This window comes from Bacteroides ovatus (assembly GCF_001314995.1).
Classification (GTDB): Bacteria; Bacteroidota; Bacteroidia; order Bacteroidales; family Bacteroidaceae; genus Bacteroides; species Bacteroides ovatus.
In genome coordinates this window covers 5424599-5451217 of sequence record NZ_CP012938.1, presented here as the reverse complement: position 1 = coordinate 5451217, position 26619 = coordinate 5424599, and the positions used below count along the sequence as shown (strand labels likewise).

At 48.2% G+C, this 26619-nt stretch carries 25 protein-coding genes and 1 pseudogene; 14 read left to right on the top strand and 12 right to left on the bottom strand.

Features of this window, described 5'->3' with window-relative positions; genetic code table 11:
• Positions 1-2 precede the first annotated feature (2 nt).
• The 10 genes from traK to Bovatus_RS20690 are packed head-to-tail and all read left to right on the top strand — an operon-like array spanning position 3 to position 8491.
• Positions 3-617, top strand: a complete 615-nt coding sequence (traK, locus tag Bovatus_RS20735; protein WP_004301339.1) for a conjugative transposon protein TraK — start codon at positions 3-5, stop codon at positions 615-617.
• A 12-nt stretch (positions 618-629) separates the two neighbouring features.
• On the top strand, positions 630-1010 hold the full coding sequence (locus tag Bovatus_RS20730) for a hypothetical protein (protein WP_004301338.1): 381 nt from the start codon (positions 630-632) through the stop codon (positions 1008-1010).
• A gap of 10 nt (positions 1011-1020) precedes the next feature.
• Positions 1021-1503 carry a DNA N-6-adenine-methyltransferase gene (locus Bovatus_RS20725; protein ID WP_052588035.1) on the top strand — a complete coding sequence of 161 codons (483 nt, stop codon included), beginning with the start codon at positions 1021-1023 and terminating at the stop codon, positions 1501-1503.
• Between the two features lie 7 nt (positions 1504-1510).
• Positions 1511-2662 carry a conjugative transposon protein TraM gene (gene traM / locus Bovatus_RS20720; protein ID WP_018452180.1) on the top strand — a complete coding sequence of 384 codons (1152 nt, stop codon included), beginning with the start codon at positions 1511-1513 and terminating at the stop codon, positions 2660-2662.
• 11 nt (positions 2663-2673) lie between these two features.
• Positions 2674-3477 carry a DNA-methyltransferase gene (locus tag Bovatus_RS20715; RefSeq protein ID WP_004301335.1) on the top strand — a complete coding sequence of 268 codons (804 nt, stop codon included), beginning with the start codon at positions 2674-2676 and terminating at the stop codon, positions 3475-3477.
• 20 nt (positions 3478-3497) lie between these two features.
• Entirely contained in the window at positions 3498-4349 is an 852-nt protein-coding gene (traN, locus tag Bovatus_RS20710; protein WP_004301334.1) for a conjugative transposon protein TraN, read from the top strand.
• Entirely contained in the window at positions 4346-4870 is a 525-nt protein-coding gene (locus Bovatus_RS20705; RefSeq protein WP_004301333.1) for a hypothetical protein, read from the top strand. The genes traN and Bovatus_RS20705 overlap by 4 nt, the downstream gene beginning before the upstream one ends.
• A 26-nt stretch (positions 4871-4896) precedes the next feature.
• Positions 4897-5553, top strand: a complete 657-nt coding sequence (locus Bovatus_RS20700) for a hypothetical protein (RefSeq protein WP_004301332.1) — start codon at positions 4897-4899, stop codon at positions 5551-5553.
• A gap of 13 nt (positions 5554-5566) precedes the next feature.
• Positions 5567-6301 (top strand): DNA-directed RNA polymerase subunit alpha C-terminal domain-containing protein, encoded by a 735-nt coding sequence (locus Bovatus_RS20695; protein WP_005944229.1) that lies wholly within the window; start codon positions 5567-5569, stop codon positions 6299-6301.
• Between the two features lie 3 nt (positions 6302-6304).
• Positions 6305-8491: a type IV secretory system conjugative DNA transfer family protein gene (locus Bovatus_RS20690; protein ID WP_004301330.1), complete on the top strand. Its 2187-nt coding sequence runs from the start codon at positions 6305-6307 to the stop codon at positions 8489-8491.
• Between the two features lie 107 nt (positions 8492-8598).
• Here Bovatus_RS20690 and Bovatus_RS20685 read toward each other — a convergent pair whose 3' ends face one another.
• Entirely contained in the window at positions 8599-9813 is a 1215-nt protein-coding gene (locus tag Bovatus_RS20685) for a PDDEXK nuclease domain-containing protein (RefSeq protein ID WP_004301329.1), read from the bottom strand.
• 55 nt (positions 9814-9868) lie between these two features.
• Between Bovatus_RS20685 and Bovatus_RS20680 the strand changes: the two genes are divergently transcribed.
• A complete protein-coding gene (locus Bovatus_RS20680) occupies positions 9869-10156 on the top strand; it encodes a putative DNA binding domain-containing protein (protein ID WP_004301328.1) in 288 nt (95 codons plus the stop codon).
• An 89-nt stretch (positions 10157-10245) separates the two neighbouring features.
• Positions 10246-10365, top strand: coding sequence for a hypothetical protein (locus Bovatus_RS25840; RefSeq protein ID WP_018452185.1), 120 nt, complete (start codon positions 10246-10248; stop codon positions 10363-10365).
• Between the two features lie 89 nt (positions 10366-10454).
• On the opposite strand, the gene Bovatus_RS20670 is transcribed toward Bovatus_RS25840, so the two are convergent.
• The 11 genes and pseudogenes from Bovatus_RS20670 to Bovatus_RS20615 all read right to left on the bottom strand — a co-directional run bounded on the left by Bovatus_RS20670 (position 10455) and on the right by Bovatus_RS20615 (position 24337).
• Positions 10455-10829: a hypothetical protein gene (locus tag Bovatus_RS20670; RefSeq protein WP_004301326.1), complete on the bottom strand. Its 375-nt coding sequence runs from the start codon at positions 10827-10829 to the stop codon at positions 10455-10457.
• Positions 10830-10862: 33 nt separating this feature from the next.
• Positions 10863-11135, bottom strand: coding sequence for a hypothetical protein (locus Bovatus_RS20665; protein WP_004301325.1), 273 nt, complete (start codon positions 11133-11135; stop codon positions 10863-10865).
• 7 nt (positions 11136-11142) lie between these two features.
• The gene (locus tag Bovatus_RS20660) at positions 11143-11418 is read right to left on the bottom strand and encodes a hypothetical protein (protein WP_005944231.1); all 276 of its coding nucleotides are present in this window, start codon (positions 11416-11418) and stop codon (positions 11143-11145) included.
• A 444-nt stretch (positions 11419-11862) separates the two neighbouring features.
• On the bottom strand, positions 11863-13590 hold the full coding sequence (locus Bovatus_RS20655) for a ParB/RepB/Spo0J family partition protein (RefSeq protein ID WP_005944233.1): 1728 nt from the start codon (positions 13588-13590) through the stop codon (positions 11863-11865).
• A 430-nt stretch (positions 13591-14020) separates the two neighbouring features.
• Positions 14021-14275, bottom strand: a complete 255-nt coding sequence (locus Bovatus_RS20645) for a hypothetical protein (RefSeq protein ID WP_004301320.1) — start codon at positions 14273-14275, stop codon at positions 14021-14023.
• 7 nt (positions 14276-14282) lie between these two features.
• Positions 14283-15038 (bottom strand): ParA family protein, encoded by a 756-nt coding sequence (locus Bovatus_RS20640; protein ID WP_004301319.1) that lies wholly within the window; start codon positions 15036-15038, stop codon positions 14283-14285.
• A gap of 359 nt (positions 15039-15397) precedes the next feature.
• Positions 15398-16393 (bottom strand): annotated as a pseudogene (locus Bovatus_RS20635) (DNA methylase); the annotation flags it as partial.
• A 103-nt stretch (positions 16394-16496) separates the two neighbouring features.
• Positions 16497-18164, bottom strand: coding sequence for a group II intron reverse transcriptase/maturase (gene ltrA / locus Bovatus_RS20630; RefSeq protein WP_004298575.1), 1668 nt, complete (start codon positions 18162-18164; stop codon positions 16497-16499).
• 656 nt (positions 18165-18820) lie between these two features.
• Positions 18821-22834 carry an N-6 DNA methylase gene (locus tag Bovatus_RS20625; protein ID WP_004301317.1) on the bottom strand — a complete coding sequence of 1338 codons (4014 nt, stop codon included), beginning with the start codon at positions 22832-22834 and terminating at the stop codon, positions 18821-18823.
• Positions 22835-23422: 588 nt separating this feature from the next.
• Positions 23423-24055 (bottom strand): hypothetical protein, encoded by a 633-nt coding sequence (locus Bovatus_RS20620; RefSeq protein ID WP_004301315.1) that lies wholly within the window; start codon positions 24053-24055, stop codon positions 23423-23425.
• 57 nt (positions 24056-24112) lie between these two features.
• Entirely contained in the window at positions 24113-24337 is a 225-nt protein-coding gene (locus Bovatus_RS20615) for a DUF7688 family protein (RefSeq protein ID WP_004301314.1), read from the bottom strand.
• Positions 24338-24817: 480 nt separating this feature from the next.
• On the opposite strand from Bovatus_RS20615, the gene Bovatus_RS20610 reads away from it, so the two are divergent.
• Positions 24818-25540 (top strand): DUF6577 family protein, encoded by a 723-nt coding sequence (locus Bovatus_RS20610; RefSeq protein WP_004301310.1) that lies wholly within the window; start codon positions 24818-24820, stop codon positions 25538-25540.
• Positions 25537-26610 (top strand): nucleotidyl transferase AbiEii/AbiGii toxin family protein, encoded by a 1074-nt coding sequence (locus Bovatus_RS20605; RefSeq protein WP_004301309.1) that lies wholly within the window; start codon positions 25537-25539, stop codon positions 26608-26610. Before Bovatus_RS20610 ends, Bovatus_RS20605 begins: the two co-directional genes overlap by 4 nt.
• Positions 26611-26619: the final 9 nt, after the last annotated feature.

The window sequence follows — 26619 nt, the reverse complement described above, 5'->3', positions numbered from 1 at the left end:
CGATGGTCATCAAGAATTTGGAAAACAAAATCAGACTGGTGGGCATCATCTGTACCGCTTTTCTCGTGGGATGTGTCATCATCAGCTTGTCAAGCATCTGGACAGCCCGGACGATGGTCTCGGATGCGCAGAAGAAGGTGTATGTGCTGGACGGCAACGTGCCTATCCTCGTGAATCGCACGACAATGGACGAAACGCTTGATGTGGAAGCCAAAAGCCATGTGGAGATGTTTCATCATTATTTTTTCACGTTACCGCCGGATGACAAATATATCCGCTATACGATGGAAAAAGCGATGTATTTAGTCGATGAGACGGGGTTGGCACAATACAACACGCTCAAGGAAAAGGGTTTCTACTCCAACATTTTGGGTACGAGTTCGGTGTTCTCCATCTATTGCGACAGCGTGGCTTTCAACAAGGAGAAGATGGAGTTCACCTACTACGGACGGCAGCGCATCGAGCGACGGAGCAATATCCTGATGCGTGAACTGGTGACGGCAGGACAGCTCAAGCGTGTACCCCGAACAGAGAACAATCCGCATGGGCTGCTTATCGTGAACTGGCGTACCCTGCTGAACAAGGACATCGAACAGAAAACGAAGATCAACTACTAAACAACGGAGTTTATGAATATCAAGGGATTCAGGCGGATGCTCTTCGGTGAAAAGATGCCGGACAAGAACGATCCGAAATACAAAGACCGTTACGAGCGGGAGGTGTCCGCCGGACGAAAGTTCGCCCAAGCGACACGTATCGACAAGGCTGCCGCCAAGGTACAGGGATTCGCCAACGCGCACCGGATACTTTTTCTGGTCATCGTCTTCGGTTTCGCTATCGGAGGGTTCACTTGGAACATCTATCGCATTACGATGGCATACCGCAACAGCCGGCCGACACGCACGGCGACGGAAATGCAGGATTCGGTGCTGCGGGAAAGACACAAGAGGCTGCAAGGGGGTGAAATAAGGGAAAATCGGAACGAGAACAAGAAATATGAACCGCAATAAAGGAGTGCTTATGAATACACGATTTGAAAAATCAGTCCGCTCGTCGGACGAATGGTACACCCCGAAGGAGGTGCTGAAAGCGTTAGGCAGGTTCGACCTTGACCCTTGCGCCCCTGTCCATCCGTTGTGGCCGACCGCCGAGGTCATGTATGACCGGGACATGGACGGATTGTCCCTGAAATGGGAAGGGCGTGTATGGCTCAATCCTCCGTACTCGCGTCCCCTTATCGAACAGTTTGTCCGAAAGTTGGCGGAACACGGCAACGGCATCGCGCTGTTGTTCAACCGTTGCGATTCCAAAATGTTTCAGGACGTCATTTTCGAGAAAGCGACGGGCATGAAATTCCTGCGCCACCGCATCCGGTTTTACCGCCCGGACGGAACACGCGGCGATTCTCCCGGTTGCGGCAGCATCCTGATCGCATTCGGAGTGGAAAACGCAGAAGTGCTGAAAAACTGCAGCATTGAAGGCAAGTATGTACAACTCAATTAAAAGATGTATGATGAAGATATTTGATAAAATCAATTTCAGGGAGCCGAAGTATATGCTTCCGGCTGTCCTGTATATCCCGCTTCTGGTTGCATCGTACTTCATCTTCGACCTGTTTCAGACCGAAACGGCGGAGATTCCGGACAAGACGCTGCAGACAACGGAGTTTTTGAACCCCGATTTGCCGGATGCCCGGCTTAAAGGCGGTGACGGCATAGGCAGCAAGTACGAGAACATGGCCAAATCATGGGGTAAGATACAGGATTACTCCGCAGTGGATAACATAGAACGAGATGAACCCGATGACAACAAGGAAGAATATGAATCGCAATACACGGTGGACGACATCGCCCTGCTCGATGAGCAACAGCAGGAAAAGGCTGCGGCAGCGCAAATTGCCGATGCCAAGACGCGCGAGCAAGAAGCTCTCGCGGAACTGGAGAAAGCCCTTGCCGAAGCAAGGTTGAGAGGACGCAATGAGGTATTACCGGCGACCGATACGGACAGTACCGCATCGGCGCAACCCCCGACGGCAACCATAGAGGTTAAGGGAAAAATAGAGGAAGAGAGCCGTTCGGTAAAAGCCCCGTCAGAGAACGAACCGCCCAGCGAAGTGGTACGCAAGGTAAAGACGGCTTCGGATTACTTCAATACGCTTGCGGTCAATGCCCGTGAACCGAAACTGATAAAGGCCATTATCGACGAGGACATCAAAGCGGTGGACGGCTCGCGTGTGCGGTTGCGTCTGCTCGACGACGTGGAGATCAACGAGTGCGTGGTCAAACGAGGGTCGTATCTGTATGCCACCATGAGCGGCTTCTCGTCGGGGCGTGTGAAGGGGAACATCACCAGCATTCTCATCGAGGACGAACTGGTGAAGGTCAGCCTGTCCCTTTACGACACGGACGGCATGGAGGGGCTTTATGTACCGAACAGCCAGTTCCGGGAAACGAGCAAGGATGTGGCAAGCGGTGCGGTGTCGGGGAATCTGAACATGAATACCGGCAGTTACGGCAACAGTCTCTCGCAATGGGGAATGCAAGCCGCTACGAATGCCTACCAGAAAACGAGCAATGCCATCGGCAAAGCTATCAAAAAAAATAAGGTAAAGCTGAAATACGGCACTTTCGTCTATCTGGTGAACGGACGTGAGAAACAGTAAAAACGGAAGCCATGATAGAGATTGACAACATATATAATATGGACTGTATCGAGGGCATGAAGCTCATGGCGAACGGCAGTGTCGATGCCGTGATAGCGGATTTGCCTTACGGCGTGTTGAACCGTAGCAACAAGGCGGTACACTGGGACAGGCAGATACCGCTCGAAGCGTTGTGGGAACAGTACCGCAGGATCACCAAGCCGGGAAGCCCCGTTATCCTCTTTGCGCAGGGCATCTTCTCGGCGCGGCTCATGCTCTCGCAACCCCGGATGTGGCGGTATAACCTCGTGTGGCGGAAAGACCGGGTAACGGGTCACCTGAATGCCAACCGGATGCCGCTACGCCAGCATGAGGACATCATCGTGTTCTACGACCGTCAGCCGGTATATCATCCTCAGATGATGCCGTGTCCACCGGAACGGAAAAATCATGGACGGCGCAAGACGGACGGTTTCACGAACCGCTGTTACGGTGAAATGAAACTGGCTCCGGTGCGTGTTGCCGAAGACAAGTACCCGACCTCTGTCATTTCCATACCCAAGGAACACAAGACAGGAGCATTCTATCATCCGACACAGAAGCCGGTAGCCTTGATAGAGTACCTGATGCGCACCTATACCAACGAGGGCGATGTGGTGCTGGACAACTGCATCGGTTCGGGTACGACCGCCATTGCCGCCATCCGCACGGGACGGCATTACATCGGATTCGAGATTGAACCGACGTATTGCGAAATTGCCGGACGACGGATTCGGGAGGAACTGGAACGTGGTCATGGGATTAAAGAAAGCGAAATAAGGGAAATAAAGAAATAAAAAATATCAACAGAAACGATATGAACAAGAAAATAATTATAACTGCATTTCTTCTGGCGGCAGGACTTTTTGCCACACGGAACGCACAGGCTCAGCGTACATACGAAGAGATGGAACGGCTGACTGTCAATGAACAGGTAACGACCGTCATCACAGCCTCGGAACCGGTCCGCTTCGTGGATATTTCCACAGACAAGGTGGCGGGCGACCAACCCATTGAGAACATCATCCGGTTAAAGCCCAAAGAGACGGGACACGAGGACGGTGAAGTGCTGGCCATCGTCACCATCGTAACGGAACGCTATCGCACGCAGTATGCACTCATCTACACCACGCGGATAAGCGAGGCGGTGGCAGACAAGGAAATTCAGCTACAGGAACGGGAAGCCTACAACAATCCTACGGTCTCGATGTCCACAGCCGACATGGTGCGTTTTGCAAGACGGGTGTGGAACTCGCCCGCGAAAATCCGCAACGTGGCGACCAAGGCGCACCGAATGGTGATGCGCCTGAACAATATTTACTCGGTGGGCGACTACTTCTTCATCGACTTTTCCATCGAGAACAAAACGAACATCCGTTTCGACATCGACGAGATACGGGTGAAACTGTCGGACAAGAAACTTTCGAAGGCAACTAACGCGCAGACCATCGAGCTGACTCCTGCCCTGGTATTGGAACACGGCAAGACGTTCAAGCACGGCTACCGGAACGTGATTGTCGTGAAAAAGATGACCTTTCCGAACGACAAGCTGCTGACTATCGAAATGACGGAACAACAAATCAGCGGGCGCAATATCAGCCTGAACATCGACTACGAGGATGTGCTGTCGGCCGATTCATTTAACACCGCTTTATTGGAGGAGGAATGACGATGAAAAAGACGTTGAAAACAGTTTTGTTACTGATGCTTGTCTGCATAGGGTTTGCCACCAATGCCCATGCGCAACGCAACGGCGGCCGCCTCTCGCTCGGCGTGGGATTGCTGTATGAGAACGGCATGGACGTAACGCTTGCTTACGAGCATGAAATGAACTACCGTCATGCGTGGGAGTTCTTCGCCAACGGCTATCTGAAATGGACGGAATGTAAATCTTGCGGTCATATTTGTCCGGAATCCTTCTGGCGCAACTACCGCACTTATGGTTTCGGTGTGGCGTACAAACCTTGTGTGGTGCGTGGACGCAACCATTACGGCAACTTGCGTATCGGAGCTTCGGCAGGGAGCGACACGAACAAGTTTCTTGCCGGAATCCATGTGGGTTACGAGCACAATTATGAGCTGCGGTCGGGATGGACGCTGTACTGGCAGGTCAAGAGTGACATGATGATAAAAGGGGCGGATTTGCTGCGGACAGGTATCGTGCTGGGTGTAAAACTGCCGATAAAATAAAGGAAAAACAAAAAAACGGAAATGACATGATACGAAAGATTCAATGGATTGCAATGGTAGTGGCGGCGGTATTGTGCGCTGCCTGTGACGCCCATATCGACGTACCCGATACGGCGGTACGTCCGGGGCATATTCTCTGCGAGGACGGCACGGCATTGTCCTATGCGCAGTATGAACAATCGGGGAAGCGGGCAATAGCGGTTGTCTTTGATACCGAACGCCGTGAAGGAACGGAAGGGAACGGCTATGCGGTTTACCTGTGGGACATTGCTCCGGCGGCATTCGCCGACAGCCTCGGTGTCGCACAAGGGACGTCGGCCGACATCGGGGCATTGGACGGGAACATGAACACCTTTGCGCTGTACGACACAAGGGAGACGGCTTCGCCTATGGCGGAAGCGGTCTTTGACCTGTGGCGGTACGGACAGAGTGCCTATATCCCGTCGGTAGCACAGATGCGGTTGCTGTATGCTGTCCGGGAAACCGTCAATCCTGTCATTGAACGGTGCGGCGGTCATCCGTTGCCGTTGGATGAATACGATTGCTGGTACTGGACATCGACGGAAGTGTCCGGACAAGAGACGGCGAAAGCGTGGCTTTACTCGACAGGAAGCGGCGCGATGCAGGAGACACCTAAGACACAGGCGCATAAGCTGCGGCCTATAATTACCATGAACAAATAAAATGTGCAACGATATGAATATAGATATGCTTTTCTGTATAGTATTGATGGTATTGGGGGCTTTCCTCATATACTATCCCATCAAAGATGAATCACCTCGGCAAAAACTGAAAAAGCTCGCCGATTCTGTTGCGTCTGATAAAAAGGACATTGATTATCTGATTCAACGCTTCAGCTACCTTTTGGATAACATGGCGGCAGACAATGGGAAAGGTTCGGCTCTGAGATGCCAGATTGCCAAATTGGAGGAAGTTGTCAAGGAGTTGAACGGCAAACGCAAGGAACTTGAGTTAAACAACCGGTCGATGACGGATGTTAATGACGAATTGAAGCGAAGCAATGCCGAACTTTTAAGGAAGGCTTCTGAATTGCGTGATGAGATACAGCAACAGGAAATTAAAATCCAACAGCAGGAAGAATACATCAATTCTGTCCAGAGAGTCAAAGAAGGGCTTGAGATAGCCTTGGACAACATTCAGGCAGAAGAGGTGCATTATCTCTCACAGCCGATATTCAGCATGAAAATGACGCCTATAGTCAGAAGCAAACTCGAATCTCATGGGATATTGTATGTCGGCGACCTGATTCAGCTCAACGAGGAATATCTCATGGAAATCTGGGGTTTAGGACCGGTAGCACTTGAAAGAATAAAGACGAAACTGAACGAAAACGGTGTGTGGTTCGGTATGGATGTCATACGAATCAACGACCGTTGGTATCGTCGGAAACAAGAATTAACAACGGATTGATTCATGGAAGAGAGCAAAGAATTACAAGGGTTCTACAAGATATTCCGTGCGGTCATCTATATCTCCGTGCTGATGGAGTTCTTCGAGTATGCCATCGACCCTGCCATGCTCGACCACTGGGGTGGCATACTGATTGATATTCACGGGCGCATCAAGCAGTGGATGATTTACAATGACGGTAATCTTGTGTACAGCAAGATTGCGACGTTCCTGCTTATCTGCATCACCTGTATCGGTACGAGGAACAAGAAGCATCTGGAGTTCGATGCCCGGAGACAGGTGTTATATCCGCTAATCAGCGGACTGTTCCTGATTGTGTTCTCCGTGTGGTTGTACCATCATCCGATGGAAACGAGGCTCTACACGTTGCCACTAAATATCATCTTCTACATGGCGACCACGCTTGTCGGTGTGATATTGGTACATATCGCACTGGATAACATCTCGAAGTTCATCAAGGAGGGACTGGGTAAAGACCGGTTCAACTTTGAGAATGAAAGTTTCGAGCAGAGCGAAGAGAAGGTTGAGAACCAGTATAGCGTGAATATACCGATGCGGTACTATTACAAAGGTAAATTTCGCAAGGGATGGGTGTCGATAAGCAACTGTTTCAGAGGAACATGGGTAGTCGGAACTCCGGGCAGCGGTAAGACGTTCAGCATCATAGAACCGTTCATCCGCCAACATAGTGCCAAGGGCTTTGCGATGGTGGTCTATGACTACAAATTTCCGACACTTGCCACTAAACTTTACTATCATTACAAGAAAAACCAGAAGCTCGGAAAACTGCCCAAAGGGTGCAAGTTCAACATCATCAACTTCGTGGATGTGGAGTACAGCAAACGGGTGAACCCCATTCAGGCAAAGTACATCAATAATCTTGCGGCGGCGAGCGAAACGGCGGAAACCCTGTTGGAATCCCTGCAGAAAGGCAAGAAAGAGGGAGGCGGAGGCAGTGACCAGTTCTTTCAGACTTCTGCCGTGAACTTTCTTGCCGCCTGTATCTACTTTTTCGTGAACTACGAGCGGGAACCCTACGATGCAAACGGAAAGAAACTATATGCGGAGAAACGGCAAGATCCGCAGACGAAGTTCTGGAAGCCGACGGGTGTCGTTCGTGACCGTGAGGGTGGCAGCATCGTGGAACCTGCCTATTGGCTGGGAAAATACTCGGATATGCCGCATATCCTTTCATTTCTCAATGAGAGCTACCAGACTATTTTTGAGGTACTGGAGACGGACAACGAGGTCGCGCCGTTGCTCGGCCCGTTCCAGACGGCCTTCAAGAACAAGGCAATGGAACAATTAGAGGGTATGATTGGTACGCTGCGTGTCTATACCAGCCGTTTGGCCACCAAGGAATCCTACTGGATATTCCACAAGGATGGGGACGACTTCGACCTGAAAGTTAGTGACCCCAAGTCACCCAGTTATCTGCTGATAGCCAACGATCCGGAAATGGAAAGTATCATCGGAGCGTTGAACGCTCTGATATTGAACCGTCTCGTTACCCGTGTGAACACCGGGCAGGGGAAGAATATTCCGGTCAGCATCATCGTGGATGAGCTGCCGACACTGTATTTCCACAAGATAGACCGACTGATAGGTACGGCGAGAAGCAACAAGGTAAGCGTAACGCTGGGTTTTCAGGAGTTGCCGCAGTTGGAGGCTGACTACGGAAAAGTGGGAATGCAAAAAATCATCACGACAGTGGGCAACGTGGTAAGCGGTTCAGCTCGCGCAAAAGAGACACTGGAATGGTTGTCGAATGACATTTTCGGCAAGGTAGTACAGGTCAAAAAGGGCGTGACCATCGACCGGGATAAGACGAGCATCAATCTCAATGAGAATATGGACAGCCTTGTACCCGCCTCGAAAATTTCGGATATGGCGACGGGATGGATTTGCGGACAGACGGCCAGGGATTTCGTGAAGACGAAAACCGGTACAGGAGGCTCGATGAACATTCAGGAATCGGAAGAGTTCAAGACTACAAAGTTCTTCTGCAAGACGGATTTCGATATGAAGGAGATAAAAGCGGAGGAAGCGGCCTATGTACCGCTACCGAAGTTCTACACCTTTAAGTCGAGGGAGGAACGGGAACGCATCTTGTATAAAAATTTCATACAAGTCGGACAGGATGTAAAAGACATGATAACGGATGTACTGAACAAGCGTGGGGCGAAATAAATCAAAATCCCTGCAATAATCACGAAATTATTGCAGGGATTTTTATATTCAATTTCAGTTACCCAAAATCTTGTGGGCATAAAGCCGGTTTTACGGACGTAAATGAATTATCTGACAGTTTCCGATTTGGAATCGTTTTCCGATAGCAGATTTTGTAATTTGTCGATGTCCGGTAGAGTCTTGCGCAGATTCTCCGGCATTTCTTGGGCTGTGCGGTATGTCGCCACGCCCATAGGCTTATCATAGTCGCGCACCATGATTTCGACAAACTTGCGGTTGGCATCCTGGCATAGGACAATACCGATTGAAGGGTTCTCGTGCGGTTTCTTGTCGGTCATGTCATACACCGTCAGGTAGCCGCTAAGCTGTCCGAGATAATTCGGGCGGAACTTGCCCCGTTTCAACTCCACGATTACGCTGGCATTCAGTTCTCTGTTGAAGAATACAAGGTCAGCAAACATTTCTTCTCCGGCAACTATCAGGCGATGCTGACTGTCGATAAAAGTGAAGTCGTTTCCAAAACGGAGAATGAACTGCTTGATATTGGTTACGATTTGGTTTTCGATGACCTTTTCGTTCCAGTCCTGTTCGCGTTCTCCCACATTCTCCAGATTAACCATTTCGAGCATATACTCATCCTTGAACGCCAATATCGCTTTTACGGCATAAATGGCTTCGGGCAGCACTTGAAGGAAGTTGCTCGGCAAAGATCCGCGATTTGAATAGATGTCTTCTTTCAAGTAATTTTTGAGAGAGGATAGCGACCACGCATTTTGAGCGGCACAATGGATATAGAACAACCGTTCCGCGATGTCTTTTGAACGAGTCAGGATTTCAATATGATGTGAAAAGCTGATCTTGACAAAATCGTCCCAGGTAAATTCGGTATTGACCGGTTGCCCGATAAGTTGCAGCAGTAGATGCTCGTCAATATCCAATTCGCCCAACGCTGTTGGATGAATTAAAGCCGTACCCTTTTCCGACGAATGGTTTTCCAATTCGCCCAACACTGTTGGACGAATTAAAAACGTCCTCCATTCCTCATAGAATGAGCGCATCCGTTTCAACCCCGATTCAGAAAAGCCGTGCAGACCGGGCAACTCCCGTTGAAGGAGCTTTGATATGGTAGGCAATGCTTTAGTACCCCAACAGCCGATGCGGGAATTTTCAGACACGAATTTCCCCACTCCAAAATACAACGAGAGAGTTTCTTTGTTGACCGCAGCCGCACTTCTATACCGGCAGCGTTCGATGGCATGTTTGATTATCTCTACTGCCTCTGCATATTGTGTATAATCCGATGGGATAACCTGTTGTTCCATATACATACGTTTTTGTGCCGCAAAGGTACGAAAAATACGGGATATACAGGGCAGAATGCCAACATATTATAGTGCCGCGTGGGTCTTATTCGGTATTTTTAGCGTTCCGGTGTCTTGCACTCGCTTTGCTGCCAATCTACTCACTCAGATGTTCATGCGTCTGGGGCGTGCCGAGAAAGCTGGTAGCGGTGTGGATAAGATTGTGAGCGGTTGGCAGTCTTTGGGTTGGCCGCTTCCTACTGTAGCCGAGGAAACACGTCCGGACTATGTTGTGCTGACCTTGCAGTTAGGGATGAAAACCCGACAAGAAAACCCGCAAGAAAACCTCGCAAGCAGGATTTGAGAAAAGAGCAAATCTTGGAGTTCTGTGTTGAGCCGCAATACCTATCTGATATTTTGCAACATTTAGGATTGAAAGATAGGGAAAATCTTATGGAGGTCTATATCAATCCGATGATTGGTACAGGGGTATTGGAAATGACGGAGCCGGACAATCCCACAAGCCGTAACAACGGTAAAAGTGGAACAAGGACTTCAAAAGTGAGTTTATAATAGGATATTGCGGCTTGGACGCATCCAACCGCACACGAAAACACCGCCCACGTAGAAAAATGGGCGGTGTTATTCGGTCGCTCGCTTATTCAGGCTCGTGTACCGCTTAAAAGTACGGCAAGTTGCCGGTCGCAGAATTTGTCGTATTCCTCTTTGTCCGTACCGCTTTCGACGGCTCGGTCAATGACATCGCCCAACTCGTCGAAGCATACTTCCTCATTGACGCACTCCGCACCGTTCTCTTTCAGCAGATATACCTCATAATAATCGGAGCCGTTGAGTGCGATAACGACATTTCCGGCGTGCAACCGCCCGTTTACTTTAATCCGCAATGCCGGCAAATCCCGGAATACCGTAGCGACAAAATCGCCGATTCCCCACGACATAAGAATGGGCATGGGTGTAAGTGATACCAATTGTTCTTTGATGGTCTGTGCGATGTGCATTACATACTCTTTATCCATAACTTTGATTTTTAATATGATTATTGATTTATGTTAGTTGAACCATTCGGGGTTATCCTCTTTTAATTCCGTGATGAGTTCATCGTCCGGTAATTTGAGGGTTTTCGCATCGGTGAAAAAGAAAACCTCGTCATATATTTGTTCGGCTTCCTTACTTGCAAAACCTTCGTTTTCGTCCTCGAAACTGCCCGGATGAAGTGCATCGAGCAGAGCGGTAGAGCCGATAAGTAATTCTTCACCTTCGTTGGATTTCACGATACGGCAGATGTAGATATTGCCGTCAAATTGTAGTTCTTTCGTTTTCATACATCTGTTATCTTAATGGGATGTGTTTCCCGTGAGCCTTGAGGTATTCCATGATGCACTTCGCTTCCTCGTGCGATGCACGGTTGCGGTCGTCGTAGTTGCGTGTCTCGTCCGCCATGACCACGATACACTCTTTTACCAACCTGTAAAGGCTTTGCTGCAGTGTGGGGTGCATTTCGGGGATAGCGGCTGCAAACCGTTTGGGGTTGAAGCCGTAATCGTTCACTGCCCTTTCCCAGTCTTTGGCGAGCTGGTACTCCTTGCTTTCCTTGATGTTGTCCATAATCTTGAATTTTAATGATTTGTTTTTTTCTTCCCTCCGTTCGGTTCCTTTCTGTCGGAACCGCTTTGGGATTTTATGGATGCGGTACACGGTTGTCGGTACAGCTTCATACGGAAGGCTTTTCCTGCCAATTACTCTTTCTGAGGAAAGGAAGAATTTGCAGGAAATTCACTTTAAGCCGCCGGATCAAGCGCGACGGCCGACCTTTGCATCTGATAAAACCAAACCGGGGCTGACAGGGGACGAAGCCGGGGAAACGCTATAAAAGGGAAGTTGAAAATGGTAAAAAAGAGAGGAAACGGAAGCTATGAATGGAAGAAGGGCGGGTGGTGACGGGTTCGTCAGAAAGTTAGAAGAGGTACTTGGGTCCTTTGTCCGGAGCATACAAAAATGAATAGAGGGCGGATTTCTCCCTCCCCCTATCCGTTATGACAACAACATTTGTCAGGCAGCTATTTCTTCCGCTTGCGGTTCGGTCTGTGCTTCCGCTTCGGGTTGCGGTTCATCGGGTTGTTCCGCTTCCTGCGTGGCTTGTTCCTGCAAAGCGGCTTTCTTTTCCTCGATGCGTTGGTGTCGCTTTTCGTACACTTCATTATATCCGTCTTGGATATTGGCAAGTTCTTCGGGCATATGCTTTTGAGCGAAGTCAAGCAACAGGGAGGCTGTGGCGTTGTTACCGAATGCGTCCTTGAAATTGGCAATCAGATAATCCCTGCGGATAACGGCTTTCTGCTTGGCGGTAAGGTTCTCGATGATGCGCATTTTGTCCTCGCTCGTAAGGTAGTAATAAGAGCCTTTATCTTCAATTCCCACCTCATTGAAATGCTCTTTGCGGAGTGAGGAGAGCAGGAAGAAATACACCATTTTCTCCTCGTCCTGCCCAAATTTGCGCTCTGACATATCGACCTCTAAAATCCGCTTTTTGGTGTCTTCAACGGTCTTTTCGAGGGCAATCTCCTTGTTGCGTTTGTCCTGCTTTTCCAACTTCTCGATAGGTGAAAGCGGCATTTTGGTTGCCGTACCGTTTGCGGTTGTAGCGGTATTTGCAACATAGCACAGTGTAATGTCGTTGCTCTCAATACGGAGATAGAGGGAGATTTCTCCTGCTTCGCTTCGGGTGCGGATTGCTTCGCATTTCTCGGTGTAGCCGTTCAATTTCTGCTCGTAATCCTTTACTGCTTCCTCGTATTCCTCGGTGGTATCGTAATCCTCTTTTTGAGGAGCTTGGGGGCATTCGGGGTATTTCGTTGCATAGGTTTTAAGACTTTCCACCTCGTAGCCTATAGCGGTAAGTCGGTCGACGACGGCTTCATTGTAATTGTAGCTTTCGTGGCAGAGGGGAACGGCAGGGTGCTGTTCCATGAGCCGCATAGCCTTTTCGGTAAGGTGCGATGTGTTCATTTCCACAAGACAAGCACGGTTGGCGCAATTTCCGCAACTACCCTCACAGAATAACATCATGTTATTGGTATTGTGGGGACATGAAAGACAAAGGGTTTTGTCAAATGAATAGCGATTGAGGTCTGCGGTATATTGCCGTTCGATGCTCTGTGCCACCTCGGAGGCTTTCATGCCTCGCCAACTATTGTACTGCACCCCCTCTTTCAGATGTTGGTCGTACACCTCACGCTGTATCTCTTCCCCATAACGGCAGATTTCACTTGCCACGCTGATTGTGATTTCGTCCTGTTCCAACAGCACGGCGATTTCGGGTATCAAGGAAACGAATTTAAGTCGTGTACGGATATACGCTTCCGTCTTGCCGAACTGCACGGTCAAGGATTGGACATCGTGGCGACCGCTGTCTATGAGTTTTTGGTAGGCATTGGCTTCCTCAATCGGGGTAACATCCTTGCGATGCAGGTTCTCGGTGATTGCCATTTCCTCGGCTGTCTCGTCTGAAATTTCCATGACGGTAGCCGGAATTTCCGCCAATTCAGCCATGAGGGAAGCACGGTATCTGCGTTCTCCAAAGACAATCTCGAAACGGTTGTCCGCAATAGGGCGCACACCGATAGGCTGAAGCACTCCCTGCTGACGGATGCTCTCGGCAAGTTCCGCAAGGCTTGTCTCGTCAAAGTTCTTGCGTGGGTTGTAACTGCTCGACTGAATGTCTGCCAATGCTACCGATGTGATGTTCTTCTCTACTGCTTGAACTGCTGTTGTTGCCATAATCATAAAATTTAATTGGTTGATATTTGTTTTGTTATTTTTCCCTCTTTTCGGTTCTTTTTTCTGCCTGAACCGCTTGGGATTTACAGATGCTTCAAGGGACTGACGAACAAGCTATTTTCAACGCTTTTTCCGGAAAATTACTCTTTCACGGAAAGGAAGAATTTTACGAGAAATGCACTTCAAAGCGATGAAATCAAGCGCGGCAGTCCAAATTTGCGTCTGGAAAACCAACCGGCGATGGCAGGAACGAGACCGGACAAGCGGCAAGAGGAATGGATAGAAAGGGGAAATGCAGCATTGCAGCTATAAGAGGCGAATAGAGCAGGAGAACAGCCAGGGGTATAAACGGGAAAACCGCTACCTTGTGGACATGTGCCATAAGATAGCGGTATGGTATAAAAGTTGATTGGGCGGATTGCCGCCCCGGTTATTTCTCGTGCTTTTCCAAATACTCTTTCATCGCCTCGTTCACAATATTTCGGAGCGACATATTCTTCTCGATAGCGAGGTATTTCATCCGGGTATGAATACTCTTGTCGATAACAAAATTGCAATGCACGGCAGGTTCTTTTTCCGCTTTGACCGGTGCAGGCTCTTTCTTTTGCGTGGACTTCCCGGTGGATGACAGCAAGCCGTCCAGTCCGCTTCTCATGCCGTTTTTCAATGAATCACTTTTGCTCATATCGTCTTTACTTTAATTTCAACACTTCTTTTGCTAACTCCATGTAGTCCTTTGCCCCGTTGCTGTTCTTGTTGTATTCAAAGATGTTCAGACCCTTTATCGGAGCTTCGGCCAATGCCACATTGTCCCGGATGACGGTCTTGAACACTTTGTCGCAGAATGATTCGTTGATGAGTTCCGCAACACTCTTGTTGAGCGTCTTGCGCTTGTCAAACTGTGTGATGACAATTCCGCCGATGTTCAGATTCGGGTTCAAACGGGTTTTGACAATCTCGACCACATTTGTAATCTTCGCCATTCCGCGCATGGCGAGGAATGGCGCCTGTACCGGGATAATCAAGAAATCCGCAGATGTAAGTGCGTTGAGTGTCAGCAAACCCAGCGAGGGCGGACAGTCAATCAGGATATAGTCGAATTTACGGGTTTCAAGCAATTTTGCAATCAGCCCTTTCAGTATTAATTCCCGCCCCGGCTCATTGATAAGCTCGGATTCTGCCGCTGACAAATCAAGGCAGGACGGTACAACGGAAAGGCCATTATTTAACTCGAATACCGTTAACGGGTATTCACCTTTCATTGCTCCGTACACCGTCCGTTCCTCTTCGATGGAGAGACCGCAGGATTCCGTGAGGTTTGCCTGACCGTCCATGTCGATGAGCAGTACACGCTTTTTCTTCTGCTGCAATGCGGCAGCAAGATTGATGGTGGTGGTCGTCTTTCCGACACCGCCCTTGTGGTTCAAAACAGCGATTATCTTTGCCATAAATTCCTATCTTTATTTCTGATACAAAGATACTACTATTTTTAGTATTTACTATGATTAGTGTGTACTATTTTACTACTTTATTACATTTTAGTATCGTAGTATCTACTACTATACTAAAATACTGATTGACTAAATGTAGTGCATACTATCCTTTGCAACGGGAGATTTCCTGATATCCTACTTTACTAACATTAGTATGTACTACATTTAGTATCGACTGTATAGCAGTGAAGTAAAGCCTATTTGGGAGGTGTATATAAATGGATATTGCCGCCATCAGATCGGAGTACAAGAAAAATCCCCCTGTCGAGTTATCGCAACCGAACAGAGGGAAAAGGTTAAGATATGATTATGGTTTAAGCGGCCTTAGTAGTAGGTTCGTATTCGGCAGCCGTTGTTTCGGATGGAGTTAGAGAGCGTTCCGCATCCTTGAGACTTTCGTCAATCTTCCGCTGCAGCTCCTTGCACTCCAGTTTGAGTTTTACCAATTCATCGGCTTTGCTCCACTGGCGGCCAACGATGTCCTGCAATATGGGGATTTCGCTTTCAATCCGCTCCACCGTCTTTTGTTGCTTCTCAATAAGTGAGGGCAATTTGTTTAGTGTAGCCTGCGGATATTGAGCAGATTCCACGAAGCCAAGCGGTAACGCACCTGTCAGTCCACAACGGTATTTAAGCCCGCTTGTCCCCTCGACAAAGAACGTGTTTCGGTCAAATGTACCGTTTATGCTGTACTCGCTGCGTACCAGCAAATTCAGCCCTGTAAACGTGCCAATCGTACCATACGCTCCGCTACGGTAGGTTTTGGCGATGCGGTGTAATTCCCGGCCTGTTTCCTCGGCTGTAGCTTGTGGCAGGTTGAGAAGTTGTGTTACTTTTGTCCCCTCGTAAGAGTTGAAGTATTCCCAATCCTTGATGAAACCGGCCTTTGTACGCTGTGTCTTTGCCATATCTTCCTGTCCGGCGGTTATTTTCCGCTCGGCACGGATGCGTTCTTTCTTGAAAATGGTCTGTTCCTTTTCCAACTGCATAATCTTGTTGTCGAGTTTTGCCTTGTTCAGCAAATCGGTGTTGCCGGAAAGGATTGCCACGAACTCGGCGAAGTTCATGCCGTTGTCCTCGTCCATGCCGCCCTCGTCGATACGGCGCACGGCGATTGTGCCGTTATTGATTTGGTTGATGAACATCTGCTTGTTTTTCAGCAAATTGAATTTGTAGGCATCAAGTGTCTTTTCCGTGCCGTAAATCACCACATCCACCACGTTGCCGCCCCACAGTTTCACGGTGTTGCCCTTGCGTACCGCCCTGCCGTTGCGCTGCTCCATGTCAGCCGGTCGATCGGGTAGGTCAAGGGCATTACTGCCCTCTTCCCCCCTCAGAACCGTACGTGAGGGTTTCCCCTCATACGGCTCAAGCTTTTCAAAGTCTCTGTTCGTGTGCAGAGACCGGCTCATCCTACTTCTTGTTTCCATTGTTTTTACGGGATAATTTGAAACATTCATCATGAACCAACAGATTGCATTTCCGTCCGTCTTGTACGGTCGGCATTACATTCCATGCCTTATGCGTGTCAATCGGTTCACCACATATCGGACATTTCCGACCTTGCTTTTCCCATAGGTAAAGCAGGGATTTACGTCCTTTCAGCGTCACAAGCATCTTTGACTTCATTCTTTTATTGAAGTACAGGCGGCAGTCTGCGTCAAACGGATTCATGTCCCCCTTTATCTGCGTATATTGCAGAAAAGGAAACGAAGATGCCAGTTTCAACAAGGTGAGTTGGTCTTCTTTGCCGTTTGATTTCTTGAACTTAGCGGCGAAAGTCCAACTGTTCCCTCGGATATTGTGCCAATAGCGGTCTTTTATCCACCGTTTCCCCTTCTTGGAGTGACGGCGTTTAGCCCACTGCCACAAGGCGAGAAATATCTGATGGTCGATTCTGTGAAATGAATCACGTGTCGCCCCATGCTGATAATATGCTCCCCATCCTCGGATTTTAGCGTTCAACATCCTGATTAACGACTCCTGCTTACAACCTTTATGGCCTTTTGTCACCTTACGGATATTTTCCATAAAACGTTTTTCGGCTTTCTTGGTCGGCTTGGTCAATATTTCATTGCCGTATTTGCGGATATTGAACCCGAGAAAATCGAAACCGTCACGAATGTTGGTTATCACCGTCTTTTCTTCCGATAGGGTCAGACCTCTTTCAGACATAAAGTCGGCTACCAATGGTTTGATTTCCTTTTCAAGTGTTTCACGGTTCTCGCAGGTAATTATAAAGTCATCAGCATAGCGGACAAGATTCACCATTGGCGAATATAACTTGCCTTTGATTCTAACTCGCTTATATTTCTCTGCAAGGACTTTCTGCAATCCGTCCAATGTCATATTGGCAAGCGTGGGAGAGATAATGCCACCTTGTGGCGTTCCCTCCTCTGTCGGGAACATCTGTTTGTTGAAGACATAGCCGCATTTCAGCCATTTTCGGAGTATTGCCTTGTCCATAGGGATGTTGGCAAGCAGCCATTCGTGGCTGATATGGTCGAAGCACCCTTTGATGTCACCCTCCAAAATCCATTCGGGAGAATAGCCTTTTCGGAGAATGTTATGGCATTGCATTACCGCGTCCATACAGCGGCGTTCCTTGCGGAAACCGTATGAACGTGAGTCGGCTGTTGTTTCCGACACTGGTTCTAATGCCATAAGGTAGAGTGCTTGCATGGCTCTGTCTTTCATTGTCGGTATTCCCAACGGTCGCAGTTTGCCATTACTCTTTTTGATGTGGACTCTTCTCAATGGCTTCGGCTGGTAGCCTCTGCGTTTGAGTTCGCTTATCGCTTGTGTTTTTGCTTCGGGTTTCTCCCATGTTTCCATGTCCACTCCGGGGGTGTTGCCACCTCCGTTAGAAGTAATTCTCTTTACGGCTAAGGCTTTTGCGTAAAAAGAGTGGGTCAGCGTCCACTGCAAGGCTTTCACCTTGTTGTATCTGCCTTCCTTCTGAGCCTTTACAATTCGTGCTTGTAGCTTTCTGACAGCCAACTCCGCTTTAGTCCAGTCTATTCTGTCCCAAAGTGTTTGCTGATTGTCAGCAGGCGCACACGATGTCTTGTTTTCGTTCATTTGCTTTCCTCCTTTTGAAAGTTCTAAAAGTTAATTGTAAAGAATCACCATTTGACAACATTCGGTTTGATTGCCTACCTAATGTCGTCACAGAAGTCTGCCCACTTTCGTGTCGGATGATGTCGCCCACATCAGCCCGTGATGTCGGTTCAATCCGTATCCGCTCCATTACAGAACGGCGTTCGCTTTTTCTGTTATCTTATACCTGCACACCATTCGGCCTTCATTGCTGTCAGCTTACCTGTCATTTTTACATGACAGGAGATATACAGGCTTACCATGTTCCACATAGATAACTAACGAATAGGTTAGGTTCTGTCTCATCCTCCGGCGGTGCTTATATCCGTGTAATCCTACCATGGAGAGGATTAACCGACCGCTTCCCTTTTGGGTAGAGTGTGCCAGTATCTTACACTCTTTCGTGACATTACGAAGTTTACTAACAGTTCGCTTGCGCTAACCATACTATCCAGCCTCGCCACTCTACGGTATGATACTAACCGTACTTGACTTCCCCTCACGGTTCTGTCTTGTCTTGCGAAAGTGTACTTCGTCCCGACCGCTTAATACAACATTAAGGTGCATCGGTCGGTAGGCTACCGCTGACGGAACAGCGGGTTAAAGCTGATACCCGTAAGTATCATTCCAACAATTATCTATGCGACTTCATGTCGCACCCAGGGAATCTCCAAATGATGCACCGCTACAGCCCTCTGCTGGGCGTTCACCCCTGTTCCTAACATGGTGGTGCTGCCGAAAAGCACACGCACCTTGCCGTTGTTCATGTCCTCGAACAGGCGTTTTCTTGCCCTTTCGGTGGTAGCACACTGGATAAACTGCACTTCATCGGTCGGAATACCGAGGTTCACCAACTTTTCTTTGATGTCGGTATATACGTTCCACTCATTCGGCTTGTATGTGCCGAGGTCGCTGAACACGAACTGCGTACCCCGGTTTTCATTTGAGCGCATATAATATTCATAGATTGTTCTTGCACAGATTGAAGCCTTGTTTTCGGCATCGTCGCTGAACTTGTCGCCCAACAAACGCATATCGAGAGCCATTTTTCGTGCCACATTGGTAGCTACCAACATTTTTGCCTTGTCGAGATTGTCGGGTTCGGGCGTATCAAGTCCCAAATCCTCCCACTGTCCGCTGTGTGCAAAGGAAACCAAACGGCCTATCATTTCCTCCTGCTGGATAGTGGGCGCATGAGAAAGAAAGCGCACATTTTTATCCGGTACATCGAGGTTTATCATGTCGGCGGTGCGGTAGTCGGTAATCTCACGCAGGAACATTGCCAGTTCCGGCACTTTGATGTAGGTGCGGAAACGCTCTTTACGCTTGATTGCACCTGTCACGTTCAGTTCATAATCGGCTGTTTTCTGCGTAAATATCGCCGCCCACGCATCGAAGCAAGAAATCTGCTGACGTTGCAATTCTCTTGGTCTAAGGTACTTAAACATCACATACAGTTCGGTCAGGGCGTTCACAACCACCGTGCCCGAAAGGAATGTTGCGCCGAGGTCACGTCCTGTCCGGTGCTGAATGTCACGGATGGCAAACAGCAGGTTCATCGCCCTTTGCGAGCCTTTGGTATTGCCGATACCGGCAACCCTCGTGTGGCGTGTCTGAAATATTAAGTTCTTGAAAATGTGGCATTCATCGACAAATATGTGGTCTATGCCCATCGAGTGAAAGTCCACCGCATCGTCTTTCCGCTCGTTGATTTTCATTTTCAATTCCTTAAGTTTGGCTGCGAGGTTCTGTTTGCGCTTCTCCAGACCGTCCTGCATCTTTCCGCTGCGGTAGCGCATGGTGGATTGTTCCAAGACTTCCAAATTGCGCTCCACATCGGCCAGTTCTTCGGTGAATATATCTATCATGGTCTGTTCCGATTGCGGTATCTTGGCGAACTGGTCGTGTGTCAGAATGATGCAGTCCCAGTTGTTGTTCTTGATTTTCGAGAATACCTCTTTGCGGTTAGCAGGAGTGAAATCCTCTTTGCCCGGATAAAGCACCTTTGCCGAGGGGTAAGCCTTGCGGAACGTGTCGGCTATTTCGTGAACATTGGCTTTCAAGCCGATAATGAGCGGTTTCTGCACCAATCCGAGGCGTTTCATTTCGTAAGCGGAAACGCACATTATCATCGTCTTGCCCGTGCCTACCTCGTGCCAGCAGATACCGCCGCCGTTCTGCTTAATCATCCAAATGGCATCTTTCTGTGAGGGATAGAGGCTGTCATACGGAAAATTCTCGAAAGAGAGCTGCGGGAAGGTCTGTGCCGAGCCGTCATAATGCGGACGGACATAGCAGTTAAACCGCTCGTTGTACACCCTTACCAATTCGTCCCTTACCTCTATCGGCTGACAGTCGAGCCACTGGTTGAAACGGTTTCTTATCTCCTGTATCTTGGTGGCCGCTTCCTGTATGGCTTCCTCGTCCGGCACTCGTACCGCTTCGCCGTTCCGCTCTATCTCTTTGGTTATTTCGGGAACGGTGTCCTGCAGGGCGTGTACGAACAAATCCTCTCCGTTGTAATTCTTTACGGAATAGGTGTTATAGACTACAGGGGAATATCCTTGTAGCCGCACTAAATAGGTGTCGTTCACGTCAAAATACATCACATCGGTTTCCGTTCCGAAAAGTTCTGTGGCAAAATCGGCGTACAGCTTCGTGTCAATCCAACGCTCGCCCATGTTGATGTCGAGTTCCTCGTAGGGTATCGCTTCGGGTATGGCTTCCTCCAATGCCTTTACAGCGGTTTCCGTCCAGTCCTTTTCCTTGCCTGTGAGATCGGGAAGATAAGAGCCTGTTTCCTTGCTTTTGGCGATGACGTTTCCGGCTATGAACTTGCCTTTGTGTTCCCATTCTCCGGTGGCAGGGTTATAGAATATCTCGCCTTTGAGGTCGTCGATAACCTCGTCCTCGTCCTTGCCTGTGGTCTGCATCAGATAGTCCATATCCACACAGCCGTAAAAGTTAAGGCAGCTTGCCAACGCTTCGCCCGGTGTCAGTTGCACGGTCGTGTCTATCTTCTTGAACGCTACAGGCTCACGCATGATGTCGGATTTGAATATGTCGCCCTTGACCTGCATTTCAATCGTGAACACTTCCACGCCGAGGCTGTCAAGCATGATAAACTCCTTGTTGTCATTAGAGTGGAAAAAGCCCCATTTGGCGACAAAAGCATCATAGCAAGCGTTCAGCCGTTCACGCAAATGCGGCTGTTCCGTCTGTTCCTCCTGCTCTTTGATTGCAAGTTCAAAATATGCCTTGCGGATAGAGAAATAGTCGTTAGCCCTCTCCGTGTTCACCTTGCCCTCGTCCACCGGGACAAAATCGGTGGCCGTCTCTTGGTATAGTTCGGATTTGCGGTATCGGATAATGCCCACCTGCCCCTCAAACAGTACCATTGCACCCTCTTTCATCCACGCTTCCGGCTCGTCCGTATAGGCTCGTCTGCCTTTTGGTGGCTGCTTAACGGCCACACTGCCGAAAAGGGACATTTGCGTGTGTATGCCGTCCTGTCCCTCACTTGTGAAAAGGCTTTTGCGGAAATAGCGGCCAAAGTCGAGTTTGAGCAATGCGGCGAGATACTGCGACATGGCGTTTTCATCACCCTGCCACTGGTATTTGCGTACATACTTGCCGTACTGGTTCATCGCAATGCGGCTGCCTGTGGCGAGGGTGGTTTTCGGTAATGTGAAAAGTTTGTTGGCGTATTCGGTCATTGCGCCTGTCGTGTCTGCCTTTTCCCTGCCGACCTGTAAAAAGAGCTGTTCCCTCTGCGAGAGTGCCGCCTTGTGAGTATGCTTTTGGAAGATCAGTAAATCGCTGCCTACCTCGATGCCGCTTGTGTACATGAAAAGCGTGTCGGGCATACGGATAGCACTAATCAAATCGGCATGGTTCACAAGGTATTCACGCACGAATTTGTTGCTTGGTGTATCGGCCACACCTCTTGATGTGACGAAAGCCAGCAGGCCGCCCTCGTTCAAAAGCTCCAAAGCCTTGACAAAAAAGTAATTGTGTATGGTCTTGGTAGCCTGCTCGTATATGCCGCCTTTCTTCCAGAGTTCCGCATCGAACACACGGAAGTTACCGAAAGGGATGTTGGAGGCTATGACATCGAATTTCGTATGTTCAAAACCCTGTTCGTCTATCGTTTCAAACCCGGCTGTCCGTGTAACCGTGTTGTCATTCAGCAGGGAGAGTATCAGACCCGAAACCGGGTCTTTTTCAATGGCATAGCCGCAGGTGTCGGACATGGCTACCGGGAGGAAACCGCCAATGCCTGCACTCGGTTCGAGGAATGAGCGCATTTGCAGCTCATTGTCCTTGAATGTGGCGTGTATCTGCTTTGCGACTACATCAATAAGGAATTTCGGGGTGTAGAACGCTGTCAGGACAGAGGCTTTCATGGCTTCCGTGAAATAGGGATAGGTGTCGATAAGTTCCTGCAACCGCCTTATCGGTTCTTCCATGTCGCCACTTACAGGCTTGTCTGTGCCGATGTTCAGCACTTCTTTGATACCGCCAAACCCCGAATATTGGGATAAGGTTTCTTTTTCCTCTGGTGTGGCTTGTCTGCCTTGAATGTGGATTTGTAACGCTGTCTTTATCGCTTCCACGTTTGCCACCAATGATTTCAATTTGTTGTAACTCATATTTAACCTTTCTTTTTATTTCCCTCTGTTCGGTCTGTTTGCGACCGCCGGGAAGATTTTTCTGCTTTCGGAAGGTGGCGAGGGACAATCGGACAAGGCTGAACCGGAAAAATACGCTCGACAGAGGGAGAGGAAGATTTTTGCGTGTCACTCGCGGCGGCACGTCGGCATTGGCAAGATTGGCACGGTCGGTTACCTTTGCGGAAAATTCTATCCCGTAGGTCGCACGGCAGCGGACTTGGGTTTAATGGGAATCCGTTAGAAAAGGAAAGATTATGGGTAAAAGAGTGAAGCGGTCAGCCGGGACGGACTTTCCGACGGACTGTCTTGGGACTACAGAGGGCAGGATTTATCCCGCCCCCTGTAATGCCAAGTCTGTCCGTGTCCGTCCTTTTGCAAAAAGGGGCTTCACACACTTTATGTAACATGTTACACAAAATGCGTGAGGTTGCTTGAAGCAAACTGGCCGCAGGATGTAAGGCTATAAGAGGGAGAACAGGAGTTTTATAAAAGGTCGTTGGTCGATCGGAACAACAAACCGTACCGAGACTTTGCCCGATACGGTCTTGTCGTTGCCCTGCATATAACTCAGTCTATGTCATAGCCTATCATGTATTCATCGTTGATAAGCAGATAATAGTAGCCGTTGCCACAATTCCGGTACTCTTTGCTGAATCCTGCCGCCATATCGCCATTTTCGCGTGGCTCGCACCACAGCGTACCGTCATAGCCGCAAAAGTCGAAGCGTCCGGTGGAAAACTTTTCACCTTGCTTCAGTGCCGTTCTGAAACGAGCCATATCCCAACTGCCGCAATACTTCTCGATGGTGGCAAGTCCGATACACTTGCCGTCGATGCGTGTGCCGGTCGTGATGCGGTTCTCGTAGAGGGATTTATCCAAATCGGCATTAGCGATTTTGCGAAGCCAATCATTCGTATGCGTGGCAAGCCGGGCAAGTTTCTGGTATTTCAAGACCAGTTTCTTTTCTATGTCCGCTGCATCTTCGGGAGAGGATGACGGATAGTATATCTTCTCAATGCTTGCCCAATCTGTGAAGATGTACCCGCTTTTGCGTTTTCCGAGTGCGATAATGCCGATGACGTTTTCGTTGCGGTTGATAAACAGCCGTCTGCGTTTTCCTGCAATCCTTACATATAAGGATGTAGGATTTTGTTCGTTGCGTAGATAGGCTTCTGCCGGATGAATTGTTGTTGTTTCCATATCTGTATAAATTTGTATAAATTTTGATTTTTGCTGTTCCTATTTTGGTTTACCTGTTCAAAGTTCCGGGATTGTGCCGTTCTTATATAGAACACCGTTCCGATAATGGGACACGATACCCGGCTTAAGTCCCATTTCCTCAAAGGCTATATGCCTGATATAGTCCTTGTATTCTTTGCCAATGAAATTCTTTCCACAAAGGTTGTTGAAAATCATAGGGACGGAAAAACCGTCTTCGCTCGACAATATCACTCTGCCGTCTTGTCTAATTTCTTCTACCATACTTGTTTACTTTTAATTGGTTGAACTATCATGCTGATTTTTATTTTTCCCTGCTTTCGTTTGCCGTGCAGGTTTGTTTTCAGCTTTTTGAGGCAGCCAGAGGATGAAGCTGTGGCATCATAAGCCAAACCCGGATAGAAAACCGACCGTGCAACAGTCTGTTTTCGTCATCCGAATGCAATGCGGCTTGGCGATTATGCGCTTCGTCCTACATTCGCCGACGAAAAGAGTAAAGAATGACCTGCCGATAAACGAGATGTGACAACAATAAAACAGGAAAATACGATTTGGTAAATTGTCATTGTACAATATTGAACAATCACTAAATATCGGCACAATTTTAATTTAGTGCCGATATTTAGTAGATGATGACAAAAGGTTATTTACATATAGATTGTTTTAAATAAATACAAATTTTCGGCACTATTCAGAAATAGTGCCGAAAATTTGCTATATTTGCAGGCAAAAACAGGATATAATATGAGTAACAAAACAACGACATCCATACTTGAATACGCTGAAGTACACCGTGATTTCAGCATGGATGACTTGTTTGCCTATCTTCACGAAAAGGTTGGCATAAGCAAGTCTTCCTTGTCATGGTATCTGTTCAAGCTCGTGAATGAAAATGCATTGGTCAGAACCGGACGCGGAATGTATGCTAAAGTCATGAAACAGTCCTTTGTTCCTAAACTCATAGGTGAAGTAAGAGAAATTTACGATTCGTTGCTGGTCAATTTCCCATTTGCGAAGTTCTGCGTCTATCAGGGGGATATTATCGCAACCTTGCAGCATCACCTTTCTTCCAACCGTGTTGTCTATGTGGAAACAGACAGGGATTCGGCAGAAACGGTTTTCAACTTTTTGAAAGACGGGAACCGTGACGTCTATCTGCGACCGGACAAAGATATGATTTACCGATATGTAGATATGGACAGCCGTGTCTTTTTTGTGAAAAATTTGGTCTCGGAAGCTCCTTTGCAGAAAGTATCAGATGTACCGATGCCTACACTGGAAAAGCTGTTGGTGGATATATTGAGGGATGCGGATTTCTTCTACCTACAAGGCAGTGAAAGCGAGCATATCTTTGAAAATGCCTTTAATCTGTACGCTGTCAATCGAAATCGGCTATTCAGGTATGCCGGCAGACGTAAGGCAAAAGAAGAAATATTGTCCATATTAGAAAATCTGAACATAAAATGATAAAGAAGGAGTGTTTTACGGCAGAATGGATCGAACAGGTTTCATCCGAATTGCACTATAATGATAAAAATCTGATAGAGAAAGTAATCCGTGCCCTGTCCCTGCTTGAAATGCTGGTTAAAGCCGGGTGTCCACTGGTTTTTAAGGGAGGAACGGCACTTATGCTCATACTTGGGAAATCTGCTCATCGTCTGTCAATCGACATTGATCTTATCTGTCCCCCTGGAACCAACATTGAAGACTATCTGAAATCATTTGCCGATTTCGGCTTCATCAATCTGGAACTTGTGGAACGCAAGCAACGGGATGATGCGGATATTCCCAAGAGCCATTCCAAGTTTTTCTATCAGATTGCATACCGAAATGACACCGATGCACAATCCTATATCCTGCTGGATGTACTCTACGAGGACATTCATTATTTCCGTACCCAACAAATAGCTATCAACTGCCCGTTCATACGGTTGGAAGGAAAACCATTGATGGTAACAGTCCCGTCCGCAGAAGATATTTTGGGCGATAAACTGACGGCTTTCGCTCCCAACACAACTGGAATACCTTATTACAGGAATGGAAGGTCCTGTTCGATGGAGATAGCCAAACAGCTTTATGATGTGGGGCGGCTGTTTGAAAATGTTTCAGACCTGCAGATTACCAAAGAAGCGTTCCGTAAGATTGCGGTGGTCGAACTTTCATACCGGTCTTTCGGAACGGACATAGGGCAAGTTTTCAATGACATCCGCCAAACGGCACTTTGTATCTCCACACGGGGAAAAGCCGGAGAAGGAGACTTCGACCTGATACAAGACGGAATCATCCGTGTCAAATCATTCATGTACAAGCAGCGTTATCTGATAGACCATGCCATTATTGATGCAGCAAGAGCGGCTTATTTAGCCACGTTAATTGAAAAGGGAATCAATGAAATAGAATCTTATTCCAACAACCCTGCCGATATAAAGGATATGGTCATCCGACCTTCGCTGCCCAACAAACTGAATAAGCTGAGAAGCAACCTACCGGAAGCCTACTACTATTGGGCAAAAACGAGTGAGTTATTGGAAGCATGAAGTTTTACG

Excerpts from the sequence above, each read along its gene's own strand:
- Bovatus_RS20730 (WP_004301338.1), top strand. The coding sequence starts at position 630 with ATGAATATCAAGGGATTCAGGCGGATGCTCTTCGGTGAAAAGATGCCG.
- Bovatus_RS20610 (WP_004301310.1), top strand. The coding sequence starts at position 24,818 with ATGAGTAACAAAACAACGACATCCATACTTGAATACGCTGAAGTACAC.
- Bovatus_RS20670 (WP_004301326.1), bottom strand. The coding sequence starts at position 10,829 with ATGGATAAAGAGTATGTAATGCACATCGCACAGACCATCAAAGAACAA.
- Bovatus_RS20690 (WP_004301330.1), top strand. The coding sequence starts at position 6,305 with ATGGAAGAGAGCAAAGAATTACAAGGGTTCTACAAGATATTCCGTGCG.
- Bovatus_RS20715 (WP_004301335.1), top strand. The coding sequence starts at position 2,674 with ATGATAGAGATTGACAACATATATAATATGGACTGTATCGAGGGCATG.
- Bovatus_RS20705 (WP_004301333.1), top strand. The coding sequence starts at position 4,346 with ATGACGATGAAAAAGACGTTGAAAACAGTTTTGTTACTGATGCTTGTC.
- Bovatus_RS20605 (WP_004301309.1), top strand. The coding sequence starts at position 25,537 with ATGATAAAGAAGGAGTGTTTTACGGCAGAATGGATCGAACAGGTTTCA.
- traK (WP_004301339.1), top strand. The coding sequence starts at position 3 with ATGGTCATCAAGAATTTGGAAAACAAAATCAGACTGGTGGGCATCATC.
- Bovatus_RS20615 (WP_004301314.1), bottom strand. The coding sequence starts at position 24,337 with ATGGTAGAAGAAATTAGACAAGACGGCAGAGTGATATTGTCGAGCGAA.
- Bovatus_RS20665 (WP_004301325.1), bottom strand. The coding sequence starts at position 11,135 with ATGAAAACGAAAGAACTACAATTTGACGGCAATATCTACATCTGCCGT.
- Bovatus_RS20680 (WP_004301328.1), top strand. The coding sequence starts at position 9,869 with ATGCCAACATATTATAGTGCCGCGTGGGTCTTATTCGGTATTTTTAGC.
- Bovatus_RS20640 (WP_004301319.1), bottom strand. The coding sequence starts at position 15,038 with ATGGCAAAGATAATCGCTGTTTTGAACCACAAGGGCGGTGTCGGAAAG.
- Bovatus_RS20660 (WP_005944231.1), bottom strand. The coding sequence starts at position 11,418 with ATGGACAACATCAAGGAAAGCAAGGAGTACCAGCTCGCCAAAGACTGG.
- traN (WP_004301334.1), top strand. The coding sequence starts at position 3,498 with ATGAACAAGAAAATAATTATAACTGCATTTCTTCTGGCGGCAGGACTT.
- Bovatus_RS20725 (WP_052588035.1), top strand. The coding sequence starts at position 1,021 with ATGAATACACGATTTGAAAAATCAGTCCGCTCGTCGGACGAATGGTAC.
- Bovatus_RS20625 (WP_004301317.1), bottom strand. The coding sequence starts at position 22,834 with ATGAGTTACAACAAATTGAAATCATTGGTGGCAAACGTGGAAGCGATA.
- traM (WP_018452180.1), top strand. The coding sequence starts at position 1,511 with ATGATGAAGATATTTGATAAAATCAATTTCAGGGAGCCGAAGTATATG.
- Bovatus_RS20700 (WP_004301332.1), top strand. The coding sequence starts at position 4,897 with ATGATACGAAAGATTCAATGGATTGCAATGGTAGTGGCGGCGGTATTG.
- Bovatus_RS20655 (WP_005944233.1), bottom strand. The coding sequence starts at position 13,590 with ATGGCAACAACAGCAGTTCAAGCAGTAGAGAAGAACATCACATCGGTA.
- Bovatus_RS25840 (WP_018452185.1), top strand. The coding sequence starts at position 10,246 with ATGGAGGTCTATATCAATCCGATGATTGGTACAGGGGTATTGGAAATG.
- Bovatus_RS20620 (WP_004301315.1), bottom strand. The coding sequence starts at position 24,055 with ATGGAAACAACAACAATTCATCCGGCAGAAGCCTATCTACGCAACGAA.
- Bovatus_RS20695 (WP_005944229.1), top strand. The coding sequence starts at position 5,567 with ATGAATATAGATATGCTTTTCTGTATAGTATTGATGGTATTGGGGGCT.
- ltrA (WP_004298575.1), bottom strand. The coding sequence starts at position 18,164 with ATGAACGAAAACAAGACATCGTGTGCGCCTGCTGACAATCAGCAAACA.
- Bovatus_RS20685 (WP_004301329.1), bottom strand. The coding sequence starts at position 9,813 with ATGGAACAACAGGTTATCCCATCGGATTATACACAATATGCAGAGGCA.
- Bovatus_RS20645 (WP_004301320.1), bottom strand. The coding sequence starts at position 14,275 with ATGAGCAAAAGTGATTCATTGAAAAACGGCATGAGAAGCGGACTGGAC.